Here is a 16295-nt window from a genome sequence, read left to right on the forward strand (position 1 = left end):
ACTATTTTAAAAAGATTGAATCTAACGCAATATCTGAAAAGTTTTATCTTTGATAAAAGAATATAAAATATGATTACTGAAATTAAACTAGGTCTTTGTAACCCACCAGAACCTATTTATTTATATGTGAAAAAAGGATAATTAAGCGGGTAATCATACCTGTAGCATAATTATGATGTTAATAATAAAATAACTATTCCTGTGCAGCAAAAAGGTCTGACTGTTTATCTATCAGATATTAAATTAACGACGAAAGAGTTTAGAGACAGGGACAACATTAAGTTAGAAATTGTTGTTAGAGCAGATGAAATTTATATTGTTAGGACTGGAATAGAAACGAACTTTATTAGAGGGTGTTTGAAAAGTCGGGTATGTTGTAAAAAAGCTCTCTCAGTATACGCTGTGAATAGATAATAAACAGCACCGAGAGAGCGACATGAGTAAAGCTTATCCCAGTAACCTGAGTCATGCACAATATGAATTTCTTAGCGACTTGATTCCAGAAGCGAAACCAGGTGGTCGTAAGCGTGAAGTCGATATGTGGGAAGTCCTGAATGGAATTTTTTACATCCTGCTAGAAGGAGTGAGATGGCGACCGCTACCTGGGGACTTTCCTGCTTGGCAAACAGTGTACACATATTTCCGAAACTGGCGTCAAGACGGGACATGGTTGCACATTCACGATAGTCTGCGAGAATGGACGAGAATCGAAATTGAACGTTATCCGAGTCCATCGGAAGCGATAATTGATAGCCAAAGCGTCAAGAGTGCGGCAATGGTGAGTCAATCAGTAGGCTTTGATGCCGGCAAGAAAATCAAAGGACGCAAGCGATTTATGACCGTTGATACCTTGGGGTTAGTGCTGCGGGTCTTGGTAACAGCAGCTAATATAGGTGAGCGAGAAGGGGGCAAACAAGTTCTCCAACGGGTCAAACAGTCAGGGGAGCAGGTATCTCGTTTGACCATCCTCTGGGTAGATGGTGGTTTCAACGGTGAGTTTTTTATGCAGTGGGTAATGGACTTTTGTCGTTGGATTGTACAGGTAGTGCTGCGACCGGAGCAAACCAAAGGCTTTGTTTTGCTCAAAAAACGTTGGGTGGTAGAACGCACTTTCGGTTGGTTAATGGGGTGTCGGCGATTAGTCCGAGATTATGAGTTATTGCCCGAAACATCTGAGACTTTTATCTACCTTGCCATGATCCGTATTATGGTGAGGCGACTAGCTTCATTTTTGACTCCCTAAAACTTTTCAAACACCCTCTTAGGCTTGGTGATATATAGCGTTTCCCGATCTGCTGAGGTACTGAGTAAATCACTAATAAAATTAGGTAAGCGGCGTTGCATAATTGCGGGAGATTTCACAAGTTATAAAATCTCCCCTCCTGCAACGCCAGCACCTTCTGCCTCCCCTGCCTGCCTAAATTCATCCCTCTGTTCTGCAACGCCAGGTAAGCCTCTGCGTACCTTTGCGTTTGACTTTGCGCTCCTCTGCGTTAAAAAACATTATTTCTGTACCTCACGTAACTAGGAATTGCTATAAGCGGCTTGAGCAAGTTGTTGTATCTATGCAACCTCACAGGTAATCGGTGTAAGCTCTCGGTAAAATGAGTGTGTCGGTAACGAAAAAAAGACGCCTCCATAAGCAACCTTATGCTCACAACAGCTAACTTTCTTCAGTACACCCAATGGTCAGGTATAGCTACCTTGGTATTTGCTGCCTTGACATTTTTGGCTTTTATTCTCAAATGGGGCATCCGCTTTCGGTTGGTGGGTACGACTGGCTTTATGCTGGTGGTGACTGCTGGTTTATTTGGACTCTCAATAGTCCCCTTGAGTCGGACTGTGATTCCTGGAGCAGCCCGGTACACTCTAGTTTATGACAATGGCTCAACACAAGCGGTGATTGCCACATCACCCCAAATTACACCCACACAATTAGAAGCAACTTTACGTCAAGCAGCTAGCAATCTTTTTTCTTATGGTCGCTCAGGTACACTGGAAGACGGAAATTTGACAGTTCGCGCCCGTACCATTCTCCACCCGGAAACAGGGATTTCTGTGCCAATTTATTTGGGTGAGGTGAAGCGATCGCTCGTTTCTCATCAAAATTCCCCCGTAACAGTCAAAATTTACACAGATAATTTCGCCAAATTGCCAAAACCTACTGCTTAAGAGGCAGAGAGCGGAGAAGCAGGGGGGCAGGGGAAAAGGTTAAAGGTTAAAGGGAAAAGGAATAAATTTAATCTTTCCCCTTTTCCCCATACCCCATACCCAATGCCCAATGCCCAATGCTCCATACCCAGAGAACAAAAGTAAATTACCTGTTATCAGGATGACAAAAATTATTTTGTATTTACTGATACATTAATGGTTATTTTTAGATAAAATATTCACACTTTAGTGGTTATACTGTGGGAAAAAGTTAATCAGCGTGGGGTAATGGGTACTGACAGTTGTAATTTGTCAGTTGTTGTCCTAATTGCCACTGTTGCCATTTTCAAAATTATTTGCAGCAAATCAAGGGATTGTCAGGAAATATATTTGCATACCTTTACATATATATCTGTAGCTAAAAATTGCATCAAATAACACGACCGCCTACACATTATCAATTCTCGATTGCTTTTCTTGAGAATGTGACAATGTTAATGTTAATTAATCATACGGTTATTCAAAACTTTGATAGTTCGGAATTTCAGGCCAATGGGTATTTATAGATTCAAGCAATGTCGTCAAACTACTCAATCAGTCGGCAACAGGACTTATCTATTTAATTGCTTGGTTCAAATCCAGATCGACCGCGTGTCAGGTTGGAGCCATCCAAAAACTAGTTTGGCAATAAGTATCCTCGATCGCTAGTCTATTTATATTAAGAAGTATCAAGGTTTTGGTAAACGAGATTATATGCCCAATAATTTTTCTACTCAACCTTCTTTGTCTACTCAAACCTCTAGTTCATTATTTACGCTCACAGTTTCCCCCGCAAAAGTAATCCGTGGTTCTGGGGTGTTGCAAACAGCCGCAGCAGAGATTGCCTGTTTGGGAAGTCGTCCCTTAATTGTGGCAGGTAAGTCTACTCTCGCTATCAGCCAACAAAATTTGCTACCAGTTTTAGAAGCGCAGCAGTTACATACTATCCAAGCTTCTTATGGTGCAGATTGCTGCGAAGCTAGCCTAAAATCTTTACAGAAAAAGGCAAAAGAACATAAAGCTGATGTCATTATCGGTGTTGGTGGCGGCAAAGCCCTAGATACAGCGAAATTAGTTGCACAGCAGTTACATATACCAGTAGTGACAATTCCGACTTCCGGGGCTACTTGTGCAGCTTGGAGTGCCTTATCGAATGTTTATTCGGAAGATGGGGCTTTTCTCTACGATGTGGGGCTATCTCGTTGTCCCGACTTATTGATACTCGATTATGACTTGATTAAAACTGCACCGCAACGTACCTTAATAGCTGGAATTGGTGATGCGATCGCTAAGTGGTATGAAGCCTCAGTTAGTAGTGGACACCTGCAAGACACTTTAATTATTGCTGCGGTGCAACAAGCACGAGTTTTGCGAGATATCTTGTTACAAAAGTCAGCCGCCGCCCTCGAAGAACCAGGTAGTGAGGTTTGGCGAGAAGTGGTAGATGCTACTGTGTTACTAGCTGGGGTAGTTGGGGGACTTGGAGGAGCGCAGTGTCGCACAGTTGCCGCCCATGCCGTGCATAACGGTTTAACTCATATTTCTGGACATAGCAGTATTCATGGCGAAAAAGTTGCTTTTGGAATTTTGGTGCAACTGCGTTTAGAAGAAATGCTACAAGGCAATCAACTAGCAGCATCAGCACGGCAACAGTTGTTAAAGTTCTACACAGAAATTGGACTACCCCAAAAATTAAGTGATTTAGGATTGGGCAATATTACATTAGGTGAATTGCAAACAGCCGCCGAAATGGCTCTAGTTCCTAATTCTGACATCCATCGACTACCGTTTAAAGTTGCACCAGAACAGTTGATGGCGGCAATGGTTTCTACCACTGCACCTATAGATAGTAGAGATACTACAAATCGAGTTTCGCCCAAGGGAATGAGTGACGAGGTTTTATGAGTTTAAATTGGATTGTCCCAGCAGAACGCATACAAAAACTACCACCTTATGTATTTGCCCGTTTAGATGAACTGAAAGCTAAAGCACGGGAACAAGGGTTAGATTTAATTGATTTGGGTATGGGAAACCCCGATGGTGCAACGCCAGCACCAGTTGTTGAAGCGGCGATCGCAGCCTTAAAAGATTCTAGCAATCACGGTTATCCACCTTTTGAGGGTACAGCTAGTTTCCGCCGTGCCATTACTAACTGGTATCGTCGCCGTTATGATGTGATTCTCGATCCTGATAGCGAAGCCTTGCCATTGCTGGGTTCTAAAGAAGGATTAACTCATTTAGCGATCGCCTATATTAACCCTGGTGATGTAGTTCTGGTTCCTTCCCCAGCTTATCCGGCACATTTTCGCGGCCCGGCGATCGCTGGTGGCAAAATCCATAGTTTGATTCTTAAACCTGAAAATGACTGGTTAATTGATTTAGCTGCCATTCCTGACGAAGTTGCAAGGCAAGCAAAGATTCTCTATTTCAACTATCCCAGCAATCCCACCGCCGCCACCGCCCCCCGCGAATTTTTTGAAGAAATCGTCGCCTTCGCCCGCAAATATGAAATTTTGCTGGTGCATGATTTGTGTTATGCGGAGTTAGCTTTTGATGGTTATCAACCCACTAGCTTGTTAGAAATTCCCGGTGCGAAAGATATTGGTGTGGAATTTCATACCTTATCTAAAACCTACAATATGGCTGGTTGGCGCGTCGGCTTTGTCGTGGGCAACCGCCATGTAATTCAAGGTTTGCGGACGCTGAAAACTAACTTGGATTACGGCATTTTTGCCGCATTACAAACAGCAGCCGAAACAGCTTTGCAACTGCCAGATGTGTATTTGCATGAGGTACAACAACGCTACCGTACCCGCCGCGATTTCCTGATTCACGGGTTAGGAGAGTTGGGTTGGGATATCCCCAAAACCAAGGCGACGATGTATCTTTGGGTGAAGTGTCCCGTTGGCGTTGGTTCCACAGATTTTGCCCTGAACGTGTTGCAACAAACAGGAGTTGTGGTTACTCCCGGTAATGCCTTTGGGGTTGCAGGTGAGGGTTATGTCAGGATCAGTTTGATTGCAGACTGCGATCGCTTGGGTGAAGCTTTAAACCGCTTCAAGCAAGCTGGCATCCGTTATCAACCTGAAGCTGTAGTCCCTGCTTCAGAAGCGATCGCCGATCTCGTAAGTTGATTAGAAAAAAGAAAACCAATATTACATGACTAAAATTTTTGCTGACGATCTTTGAGATCGTGTAACAAATACGATTATACGAAGCGACAGCTATTGCAAGTGAACTCTCTAACCTGGACTTCCAGGTTGAGACAACCCGTAGCTATATTTAATAGACTTCTTGCAGTAGTGGGGGAAGGGGCAAAGGTATGGAACTTTCCCTTCCCCTTTAACCTTTCCCCAACATCTTGCAAAGTTATTTTTGCATGATGTGTAATATCTGCTACCAAAATGTAATGTAGCATTTATTACCCGCAAACTAGGATATTGAATGAAGACGGAGGGCAGTTCGAGTTTACGGAAGACTGCCTTCTGCTTGCTGTCTTTCTTAATAAATACCTAATTTAAATCCAATATCTAATTTTTTTGCTATGGTGATCCCAAAGGAATTGTTAAATGCTTAGGAGATGTAAATGAAGCGATCAATTAATTATTGAGTATAATATAATACAGAATATGTAAATAATTTATTTATAAAATACGTCTTTATTGTTACTTATTGGGTTGGGCAATACGCGTTTCAATCTCTTCTAATGTTTGTAATAATAAACGATTTGCCTGCAATTTCCAACCCCATTTCTGAATTCTGTAAGCTAATACAGTTCCAACTACAGACGCTAACAAGCCTATGGGTTGATTTAAAGAAATTCCTAGTAGCAAACCCAATCCAGCAATTCCCCAAAATGGTAAGGCTACTGTTTGTCTTTGTTCTTCCACAACTTGGGTAATTATATTAGATTTCATCTTAGCAAGTAATGCCTCTTTTACTTGCTGCTGTTCTGTTAGCGATACTGTTAAACCTATTTTACGGCGTAGTTTTTCTATTTTGCGGGCATCAGTGCTGTATTCAGTTAGCTCATCTTCTGCCATTTTTAGGAGTCGTTCTAGCTGCGCCATAATTTATTACATTTGGTATTTCGAGCGAGTTATTAAACTGAATAATTGTTAATTTTTATTGCTTTTAATTTTGTATTTTATCGCCAAATATCAAACTACGCGACACAACCAAAAATCTCAAGTTGAATATGGGAAAAATAAATATAGTAGCAGTTATGCACTAACAAATTGAGTATAAACTGAAAAGGTAATATTTATGACTACAGTATCTAAAAGCACTTTATCTCTATCTGCCCAAGAGCGATCGCTTATTCTCTGGTTTGATGAAATTGGGATTGCTGATATTCCAGTAGTTGGTGGTAAAAATGCCTCACTGGGGGAAATGATTCAACAGCTAACACCCAAAGGCATTAACGTTCCCACAGGATTCGCCACTACTGCTTACGCTTATCGTTATTTCATTCAATCAGCGGGGTTAGAAGCAAAGCTACGCAAACTCTTTGCTGACTTGAATGTTGAAGATGTCAAAAATTTACGAGAACGCGGCAAAAAAGCGCGATCGCTATTAATCCACACCCCTTTTCCTGTAGAATTGCGCGAGGCGATCGCCACAGCATATCATAGTCTCTGCGAACGATACCATGCAGACACAGATGTGGCAGTCCGTTCCAGCGCCACTGCTGAAGACCTTCCCGATGCTAGTTTTGCTGGACAGCAGGAAACTTACCTCAACGTTGTCGGTGTCGAAGGAGTTTTAGCAGCTTGTCATAAATGCTTTGCTTCTCTATTTACCGATCGCGCTATTTCTTATCGCCACGCCAAGGGATTTGACCACTTTAGCATTGCTCTGGCTGTGGGCGTGCAAAAAATGGTGCGCTCTGACTTAGCAACCTCTGGGGTGATGTTCTCTATTGATACAGAAACAGGTTTTAAGGATGCGGCACTAATTACAGCCGCCTACGGTTTAGGTGAAAATGTTGTCCAGGGGTCTGTTAATCCCGATGAATATTATGTTTTTAAACCAACTTTAAAAGCTGGTTTTTGCCCAATTATTGATAAAAAATTGGGTAGCAAAGAACTGAAAATGATTTATGATGACGGCTCTAAATTTACGAAAAATGTTTCGGTTTCACCCAGCGAAAGAGGTAAATTCGCTCTGAGTGATGAAGAGATTTTACAACTAGCAAGTTGGGCGTGTTTAATTGAAGACCATTATTCCCAAGTCCACGGCATTTTTACTCCAATGGATATCGAGTGGGCAAAAGATGGGATTACGAACCAACTTTTTATCGTGCAAGCGCGCCCCGAAACCGTCCAGTCGCAGAAGACGGGAAATGTGTTGCGGAGTTATCGTTTGTTATTAGGGAATAAAGAATCAGGAATCGGGAATGGGGAAAAATCTTTCCAATCCTTAATTCCCCTGGTTACGGGAAGTGCAATTGGGGAAGCAATTAGTCAGGGAAAAGCACGCCTAATTTTGGATGTTCAGAAACTAGAACAGTTCCAAGTCGGGGAAGTTTTGGTGACAGAGAGAACCGATCCCGATTGGGAACCAATTATGAAACGCGCTAGTGCAATTGTCACCAATTCTGGAGGTCGCACGTGTCATGCAGCAATAATTGCGCGAGAATTGGGTGTACCTGCGATCGTCGGATGCGGTAATGCTACGGACATCTTGAAACCTGGTCAAGAGGTAACAATTTCTTGTGCTGAAGGTGAAGAAGGAAAAGTTTATCCAGGCTTATTACCTTTTGAAGTTAAAGAAGTCCCTTTAGAGAACTTACCCCGCACCCGCACTAAAATTTTAATGAATGTGGGTAATCCCCAAGAAGCATTGAGTTTATCGGCAATTCCTAACGATGGCGTAGGTTTAGCACGGACAGAATTTATCATTGCTAACCAAATTCAAATTCATCCAATGGCCTTGATTCACTATGACTCGTTAAAAGATGAATTTGTCAAAGCTAAAATTGCTGATATTACCGCACTTTATAACGATAAACCCCAATATTTTGTAGATAAATTAGCTCAAGGCATTGGTAGAATTGCCGCAGCATTTTATCCGAAATCAGTGATAGTCAGAACCTCAGATTTCAAAAGTAATGAATATGCCAATTTATTAGGTGGACGACAGTTTGAACCCCATGAAGAAAACCCAATGTTAGGTTGGCGAGGGGCGGCGCGTTACTACGATGAAGGCTACAGAGAAGCTTTTGCCTTAGAATGTCATGCCCTCAAACGGGTACGGGAAGAAATGGGTTTGACAAATGTCATCCCCATGATTCCCTTTTGCCGCACTCCTGACGAGGGGCGTTTGGTTTTAGCAGAGATGGCAAAAAATGGTTTAAAGCAAGGTGTTAACGGCTTGCAGGTTTATGTGATGTGTGAATTACCCAGTAATGTGATTCTGGCTGAGGAATTTGCTGAGGTATTTGATGGCTTCTCCATTGGTTCTAATGATTTAACTCAATTGACACTAGGGATAGATAGAGATTCGGCGTTAGTAGCGCGATTGTTTGATGAACGCAGTCCAGCTGTCAAGCGAATGGTAAAAATGGTCATAGAAACAGCGAAAAAATGCGATTGCAAAATCGGCATTTGTGGGCAAGCACCCAGCGACTATCCAGAATTTGCCCAGTTTTTGGTTCAACAAGGAATTGACTCGATTAGTCTAAATCCAGATTCAGTTTTAAAGACGATGTTGGAAGTCGCAAAAGTCGAGGGTAGTAATTCGTAATTCGAGTAATTTATGCCAGCTAAAGACCGCTACCACCAGAACGTCAAAAATGCCCTAATCAAAGATGGCTGGACGATTACCGACGATCCATTTCATCTGAAGTGGGGAAAAAGGGATATGTATGTTGACCTGGGTGCAGAGAAATTAATTGCTGCTGAAAAGGAAGGACAGTGCATAGCCGTTGAGATTAAAACTTTTCGCAGTGTATCGGATATGACCGATCTCGAACACGCGCTAGGGCAGTATCTTGCATACCGCTCTGTGATGAGTAGAACCAATCCCGATCGCGTCCTCTATCTCGCCGTTCGTGACGAAGTATACGCCGATATCTTTGATGAGCCAATTGCTAAACTTTTGATAGAAGATTACAAAGTCCATATCGTTGTATTTCAGCTAGAGCAAGAGGTTATTTTCAGATGGATACCTTGGAGCAGTACAGGCAATTAATTAGGAATATTCTGATCGATCGTACAACGATCCCCTTCAGCATTGGCAATATCCAATTTGAGACAGTTTTCGACAGCGAACAAGACCGTTACTTGTTGATGATTTTGGGAAGAGAACCAGCCTATGATTTATCGCCTACTGTGACTCGTCGCGTTCATGGCTGTCTGATTCACATTGATATTATTGATGGCAAAATTTGGATTCAACGTGATGGCACTGAAGAGGGGGTAGCAACGGAATTGGTGAAAGCAGGTATACCAAAAGATCGGATTGTATTGGGATTTCGGTCTGAAGAACTGCGGAAAGATTCAGAATTTGCCATTGCATAGCCAACGGTAGTTAAACTTCTGGATAATTGCCCATAGTATAGCGATCGCCATATTTTGTTTATGTAATTGTCTACAAAACTTTTGACCGAGCTATCCGTACCGAGCAAACCTCTAAATTTTATTTATGGGGGCTAGGTGCGGGCTTTCTTTTTCGCCGTCAGATTTCTTTTTAGTTTTGAATGTATGGGTTACTTGACACCCGCATTTTTCAGTATAGATTGATTTATTCATCACAAATATCTGGAATGGCTTTATGTAAATTCTTGGGGGTTACCCGAATTCAATCAACGACTGCCCGAATTTAATATAGGAACTTAGGTGAGAATGGATCTTGGGCAATTGTCGAAAAGGAAACTACAACAATTGTAGGAACAATCATTCTCAAACAATTGCCCGAAAAAGATGGTTTACCCACTCAAGATTATGAGGTAGGCTGGCACTTGAGGCGAGCTTCTTGGAGTATTAAAGACTCATTCACAAGTATCAAAGACTCATCCCCTATTTCCCATGCCAACGCCCAATAACAAATGCCTAATGCCCAATAACAAATGACTAATGACAAATGACTAAAAAGTGGTTCCGAATTGGGATGGTGAGTGTATTTATTCTCTCATTTGCCTTACGGTTTTGGGGACTGGAGCGATTCAACACTCTGGTATTTGATGAAGTTTACTTTGCCAAATTTGGTAATAATTATCTTACGCATACGCCATTTTTTAATGCTCATCCGCCGCTAAGTCAATATATGATCGGTATCGGCATTTGGATTGGCAGTCACATTCCTTTTTGGCACGATACGGTAAATGGGCTGACAGGTTCATTGCGATCGCCTTGGACTTATCGGTGGTTCAATGCCCTTACTGGCTCATTTATCCCTTTAGTTGTAGCTGCGATCGCTTATCAGTTAAGTTATCGTCGTACCTTTGCAATACTTGCAGGATTATTCACAGCTTGTGATGGTATTTTTCTAGTTGAGTCTCGGTATGCTCTAAGTAATATTTATATCGTCATTTTTGGTTTGTTAGGGCACTGGTTTTTATTATTGGCATTAGATAATCAAAATCGCCGACGTTCTTTTTGGTTAGTTTTTGCTGGCATTGGTTTTGGCGCCTCAGTTGGTACTAAGTGGAATGGTTTATGGTTTTTATCAGGTGCTTATCTCATTTGGATAGTAGCTTGGATTATGTATTTGATACATTCTTTCTCTAACTCCAAATTCTTTTTTAAATCCCCTTCATTAGAGCAGGAGGCAGGAGGCGAAAGTCAGGAGTCAGAAGACAGGAGGCAGGATAGCGCAGCGTTAGCGAGTCCGCGAGCGTCGGCAGAAGGCAGGAGTCAGGAGGCAGGAGTTTCTACTTATTCTCCCTCATTGCTTTCATCTTCTTCATCTCAATCACCACTACAAAATTTAACTAAGCTAAATATTTTTCAAATGCTGTTTTATCTAGGAATTATCCCAGCTTTTATCTATAGCATCATCTGGATTCCTCACCTTCAATTAGATAAAACTTATGGATTTATTGCAGTACATCAGCAAATTTTGAAGTTTCATTTACATCTAGGTGGTAATAGTCCTAACGTACATCCTTACTGTGCTGCTTGGTATAAATGGCCTTTGATGACTCGACCAATGGCATATTATTATCAAACGGCTGAAAGTATCAGCGAACCCTTACCTGTGATGGGGCCGCCTTTACCTGCTGGTGCTGGACAAGTTATTTATGATGTCCATGCAATGGGCAATCCATTTTTGTGGTGGTTTGGTGTTGCTGCTATGTTGTTTTTAGTAGGGATGCTGGTGTCACAAGCGGTAATTCCTTGGGTGAAAGAAAAGCGTTTTTCTATGCCTGCAACTCTGAGTGTTGATACTTGGATTGCTTTGTATTTAGTTATAAATTATGCTGCGAACTTATTACCTTGGGTGAAAGTGACAAGGTGTGTTTTTATCTACCACTATATGTGTGCAGTAGTGTTTGTATTTTTAGCGATCGCCTGGTTTGTCGATCGGTGTCTTTGCAGTTATTATCAACAACTCCGGGCGCTAGGTGTCACCATTACTTTTATCATTCTGGCTGCTTTTATTTTCTGGATGCCCATTTATTTAGGTTTACCCCTTTCTCCTAACGGTTACAAGCTGCGAATGTGGTTCAATTCTTGGATTTGATTGAAGGGTATGGAGCATGGGGCATGGGGCATGGGGCATGGGGTATTGAAATAATAACTCCAAACTCCAAACTCCTAACTTATGTTTCAACTTCACATAGCTATACATATACAGAATTGTTTAATCACATGGTTTTCATATTTCTTATCGCTATGTAACTTTAGTCACTGTTAGACTTTTCAAAGCACAAGCAGATAAAACTAAGGCTGCAAAACGCAACACCAGGGCATGGGAAATTAGATACTAAGTAAAAATGATGAATGAAAAATTATAAAATTTTTACATTCATCATTCTGCATTATTATAGATACTCTAGTTTTGATGCTCCCGGACAACACAGGAGGATCGTCATGGAAATAAACTTACAATTGCCAGGTATTAATTTAATTAGCTTGAAAGAGGCACCGATTCATATTTCTAGCCAAATTCAGCCTCATGGTGTCCTGTTAGTCTTGGAGGAGCCTGAGCTAAAAATATTACAAGTTAGCACTAATACGCTAAAGATTTTCGGAATTGCTCCCGAAAATATGTTACATAAAAAACTAGAAGATTTACTCGATCCCTTTCAGATAGAGAGAATTAAAACAGGGCTATCCGGGGAAAATCTTGATTTTATTAATCCCACCAAAGTTTGGGTGCGAAAAAAAGGTGATGAATACGTAGTATTTGATGCAGTATTTCACCGCAATACAGAAGGATTTTTAATCTTGGAGTTAGAACCTGCTCTTACTCAAGAAAATATCCCATTTTTAAGCTTTTATCATCTAGCTAGAGCATCTATCAACCAACTAGAAAAAACAGCAAATCTCCGGGACTTTTGTCAAGTTATCGTTCAAGAAGTTCGGAAAATAACAGAATTTGACAGGGTAATGTTATATAAATTCGATGATGATGGGCATGGTTCCGTTGTCGCTGAAGAAAAGCTAGAAAGCTTAGAACCATATTTAGGGCTGCATTATCCAGAGTCAGATATTCCCAAACCAGCGAGAAAGTTATTTGCTGCTAATTCGATCAGAATTATCCCGGATGCTTATTCCCAGCCAGTCAAGCTTTTTCCTGTCAATAATCCAATTAGCGATCGCCCGATTAATTTAACCAACTCTATTCTCAGAAGTGCTGCTTCCTGTCATACAGAGTACTTGCATAATATGGGTGTTGGTGCTTCGCTGACTATCTCTTTAATTAAAGATCAAAAACTCTGGGGATTAATTGCTTGCCACCATCAATCCCCGAAATATGTTTCCTATGAATTGCGTAAAGCTTGCGAATTTTTGGGAAGAGTCATATTTGCAGAAATCTCGGCTAGAGAAGAGACAGAAGACTACTATCACCGGATAAATCTCACACACCTTCAATCAATCTTGATTGAATACATGTCTCAAGAAGAAAACTTCATTGATGGTTTAGTTAAAAACCCTCAACATCTTTTAGATTTGGCCAGCGCTCAAGGTGCAGCCGTTTGTTTTGGGGGAAATTGTACAGTAATTGGTGAAACCCCTAGAGAAGAAGACCTGAATTTTTTAGTCCAATGGCTGAAAAATAATGTTGAAGAAGAAGTTTTCTATACAGATTCTTTGCCACAGATTTATCCAGATGCCGAAAGTTTTAAAAATGTCGCCAGTGGTTTATTAGCTATTCCCATCGCCAAGCGCAATTATGTTTTGTGGTTCCGACCGGAAGTAATTCAAACTGTAAATTGGGGTGGCGATCCTAATAAGGCGTTTGAAGTTAACCAGTCAGAAGGAAATGTCCGTCTGTGTCCGCGCAAATCATTTGAACTGTGGAAAGAAACGGTTCGCTTAACATCTTTACCTTGGAAAGATGTAGAAGTTAAAGCAGCATTAGAATTGCGGAAAGCAATTGTTAATATTGTCCTGCGTCAAGCCGATGAACTAGCCCAGTTAGCCCAGGATTTAGAACGTTCTAACGCCGAACTGAAAAAGTTTGCCTACGTCGCCTCCCATGACTTGCAAGAACCACTCAATCAAGTGGTGAATTACGTCCAGCTGTTAGAGATGCGCTATAGCGAAGAACTTGACGAAGATGCTCAGGAGTTTATTAGTTACGCTGTGCAGGGAGTTAGCCTGATGCAGACGTTGATTGATGACGTGCTGGCATACTCGAAAGTGGATATGCAAGCGATCGCATTTCAAATGAACGATGTAGAGACAGCCTTAAATCGCGGATTAGGCAATTTGCGTCAACGCATTAATGAAACTGGCGCTACTATCACCCATGACCCCTTACCAGTAGTTATGGCTGACAGCACTCAACTAATGCAGCTATTCCAAAACCTCATCGGTAACGCCATCAAGTTTCATAGCGACCAGCCGCCACAAATCCATGTGGGAGCAGAAAGGACAGAAGATGCATGGCTATTCTCAGTTCGGGATAATGGTATTGGTATCGATCCGAAATTTAGCGATCGCATTTTCGTAATTTTTCAGCGCTTACACACGCGGGATGAATATACTGGTACAGGTATGGGTTTAGCCATCTGTAAGAAGATTGTCGAATGTCACCGGGGGCGGATCTGGGTAGAGTCAGAACTGGGTGAAGGCGCAACCTTCTACTTTACGATTCCAGTTGGAGGACGCGAACTTGAGCGTAGAAACGGGAGAAAAACACAAAACCATCTTTTTGGTCGAGGACAATAAAGCTGACATTCGCTTAATCCAAGAAGCGTTGAAAAATAGTTCAGTGCCCTACCAAGTGGTAACGGTCAGGGATGGTATAGATGCTATGGCTTATTTACGCCAAGAAGGTGAATATGCTGATGCGCTACGCCCTGACCTGATTCTGCTAGATTTGAACTTACCTAAAAAAGACGGTCGAGAAGTGCTGGCGGAAATAAAAGCCGACCCACTACTAAAGCGTATTCCAGTTGTTGTGCTAACAACCTCAAAAAATGAGGATGACATTTTTCACAGCTACGATTTACATGTGAATTGCTATATCACTAAATCTCGCAACCTTAACCAATTATTTCAAATCGTCAAGAGTATTGAAGATTTTTGGCTCTCTACCGTGACGCTACCATCAGAGTGAGGTAGGGGGTAGGGAGCAGGGGAGGCAGGGGGAGCAGGGGAGGCAGGGGAGGCAGGGGGAGCAGGGGAGGCAGGGGAGGCAGGGGGAGCAGGGGAGGCAGGGGAGGCAGGGGGAGAATAACCAATGACAAATGACAAATGACAAGATAGAGCAGCAATAGGGGGTGAAACCTGAAGATTATGGTTGTGAGCTACTCAGTAAAAATCTTGTTAATTGAGGATAACCTAGCTTCTGCTAGATTGTTACAAGAGTTTCTGATGCAAGCCCAGTCCCAAGAGTTTACTCTGGTTCATGTGACGCGATTGGGCGAAGCACTTCAGGAACTAAGTCAATGTAATTATGATGTTATTTTATTAGATTTAACTCTACCTGATAGCCAAGGATTGTCGTCTCTACCTCCTCTGATTAGTCAAGCGCCAAGTATACCGATTGTTGTTTTAACAAATACTAATGACGAAGAACTAGCAATTGAAGCAGTGCGGCAAGGGGCGCAAGATTATCTAGTCAAGCGACAGGTAAATGTAGATGTGTTGGTTCGCTCTTTGCGTTATGCGATCGAGCGCAAGCAGGTTTTAGAATCATTACGCACTGTCAATGAAACGTTACAAACTAGGGTTGAAGAACGAACTGCGGAACTCGTAAAAGCCAATGAACTCAACCAGTTCAAATCTGAATTTGTCTCAATGCTCTCCCATGACATCCGCAATCCGCTAAATACTATTCTCTTGGCTGCTGGATTGCTACAAAATCAGGATGAAAGATTAACTAAAGAGAAAAAACAAAATCATTTGCAAATGATTCGCTCGGCAATTAAAAACATGGCGCAGCTATTGGATGAAGTTACATTCATCGGCAAAGCTGATTCTGGTAGACTCGGTTTTGAAGTCATCTGCTTAGATTTAGAAGCTTTTTGTCGCCAAATGGTCGATGAAGTTCGATTGATTGCAAACGATAAGCATCTGACTTTAGTGTTCGCCAGTTTTGGGCAATTAGATGAAGCTTTATGGGATGAAAGCTTACTACGGCACATTTTGGGTAATTTACTTAGCAATGCTATTAAGTATTCACTACCGGGTGGCATGGTGCGCTTTGAACTAATTGGTCAAGAAAAAGCAGTAATTTTCCGAGTTCAAGATTGGGGAATTGGTATTCCTCAAGAAAACCAAAAACGATTGTTTCAGCCTTTCCGACGGGCGGACAATGTGGGAAACATCCCTGGTACCGGCTTGGGGCTAGCGATCGCTAAAAAATGTGTCGATGCACATGGGGGCGAAATTGTAGTTAATAGCCAAGTTGGAGTAGGTACAACCTTTACCGTCACCCTTCCTTTACTAGAAGTTTAAGCGGTTACAGCAATTTTCATATATAGG

The 16295-nt window shown here is 41.8% G+C and carries 12 protein-coding genes; 11 read left to right on the plus strand and 1 reads right to left on the minus strand.

What is annotated here, in order from left to right:
• Positions 1-436 precede the first annotated feature (436 nt).
• The 4 genes from RM368_RS13815 (at position 437) to RM368_RS13830 (ending at position 5324) form a co-directional block, all read left to right on the plus strand.
• Positions 437-1243, plus strand: coding sequence for an IS5 family transposase (locus RM368_RS13815; protein WP_322694580.1), 807 nt, complete (start codon positions 437-439; stop codon positions 1241-1243).
• A 407-nt stretch (positions 1244-1650) separates the two neighbouring features.
• Positions 1651-2172, plus strand: a complete 522-nt coding sequence (locus RM368_RS13820; protein ID WP_322694581.1) for a Ycf51 family protein — start codon at positions 1651-1653, stop codon at positions 2170-2172.
• 732 nt (positions 2173-2904) lie between these two features.
• Complete coding sequence (locus RM368_RS13825) at positions 2905-4095, plus strand: iron-containing alcohol dehydrogenase family protein (protein WP_322694582.1); 1191 nt, start codon at positions 2905-2907, stop codon at positions 4093-4095.
• Complete coding sequence (locus RM368_RS13830; protein ID WP_322694583.1) at positions 4092-5324, plus strand: aspartate aminotransferase; 1233 nt, start codon at positions 4092-4094, stop codon at positions 5322-5324. The genes RM368_RS13825 and RM368_RS13830 overlap by 4 nt, the downstream gene beginning before the upstream one ends.
• A gap of 531 nt (positions 5325-5855) precedes the next feature.
• On the opposite strand, the gene RM368_RS13835 is transcribed toward RM368_RS13830, so the two are convergent.
• Positions 5856-6260 (minus strand): hypothetical protein, encoded by a 405-nt coding sequence (locus RM368_RS13835; protein ID WP_322694584.1) that lies wholly within the window; start codon positions 6258-6260, stop codon positions 5856-5858.
• A gap of 196 nt (positions 6261-6456) precedes the next feature.
• Here RM368_RS13835 and ppsA point away from each other — a divergent pair, with 196 nt between their 5' ends.
• The 7 genes from ppsA to RM368_RS13870 all read left to right on the plus strand — a co-directional run bounded on the left by ppsA (position 6457) and on the right by RM368_RS13870 (position 16268).
• Positions 6457-8937, plus strand: a complete 2481-nt coding sequence (gene ppsA, locus RM368_RS13840; RefSeq protein ID WP_322694585.1) for a phosphoenolpyruvate synthase — start codon at positions 6457-6459, stop codon at positions 8935-8937.
• A 12-nt stretch (positions 8938-8949) separates the two neighbouring features.
• A complete protein-coding gene (locus tag RM368_RS13845; RefSeq protein WP_322685365.1) occupies positions 8950-9384 on the plus strand; it encodes an element excision factor XisH family protein in 435 nt (144 codons plus the stop codon).
• On the plus strand, positions 9354-9713 hold the full coding sequence (locus RM368_RS13850; RefSeq protein ID WP_322685364.1) for a XisI protein: 360 nt from the start codon (positions 9354-9356) through the stop codon (positions 9711-9713). Before RM368_RS13845 ends, RM368_RS13850 begins: the two co-directional genes overlap by 31 nt.
• 562 nt (positions 9714-10275) lie before the next feature.
• Positions 10276-11877 carry a dolichyl-phosphate-mannose--protein mannosyltransferase gene (locus RM368_RS13855; RefSeq protein WP_322694586.1) on the plus strand — a complete coding sequence of 534 codons (1602 nt, stop codon included), beginning with the start codon at positions 10276-10278 and terminating at the stop codon, positions 11875-11877.
• Between the two features lie 350 nt (positions 11878-12227).
• Entirely contained in the window at positions 12228-14534 is a 2307-nt protein-coding gene (locus RM368_RS13860; protein WP_322694587.1) for an ATP-binding protein, read from the plus strand.
• Positions 14479-14925, plus strand: a complete 447-nt coding sequence (locus RM368_RS13865; RefSeq protein ID WP_114080291.1) for a response regulator — start codon at positions 14479-14481, stop codon at positions 14923-14925. The genes RM368_RS13860 and RM368_RS13865 overlap by 56 nt, the downstream gene beginning before the upstream one ends.
• 179 nt (positions 14926-15104) lie before the next feature.
• Positions 15105-16268, plus strand: a complete 1164-nt coding sequence (locus tag RM368_RS13870; protein WP_322694588.1) for a hybrid sensor histidine kinase/response regulator — start codon at positions 15105-15107, stop codon at positions 16266-16268.
• Positions 16269-16295: the final 27 nt, after the last annotated feature.

The organism is Nostoc sp. DedSLP03, assembly GCF_034530815.1.
Classification (GTDB): Bacteria; Cyanobacteriota; Cyanobacteriia; order Cyanobacteriales; family Nostocaceae; genus Nostoc.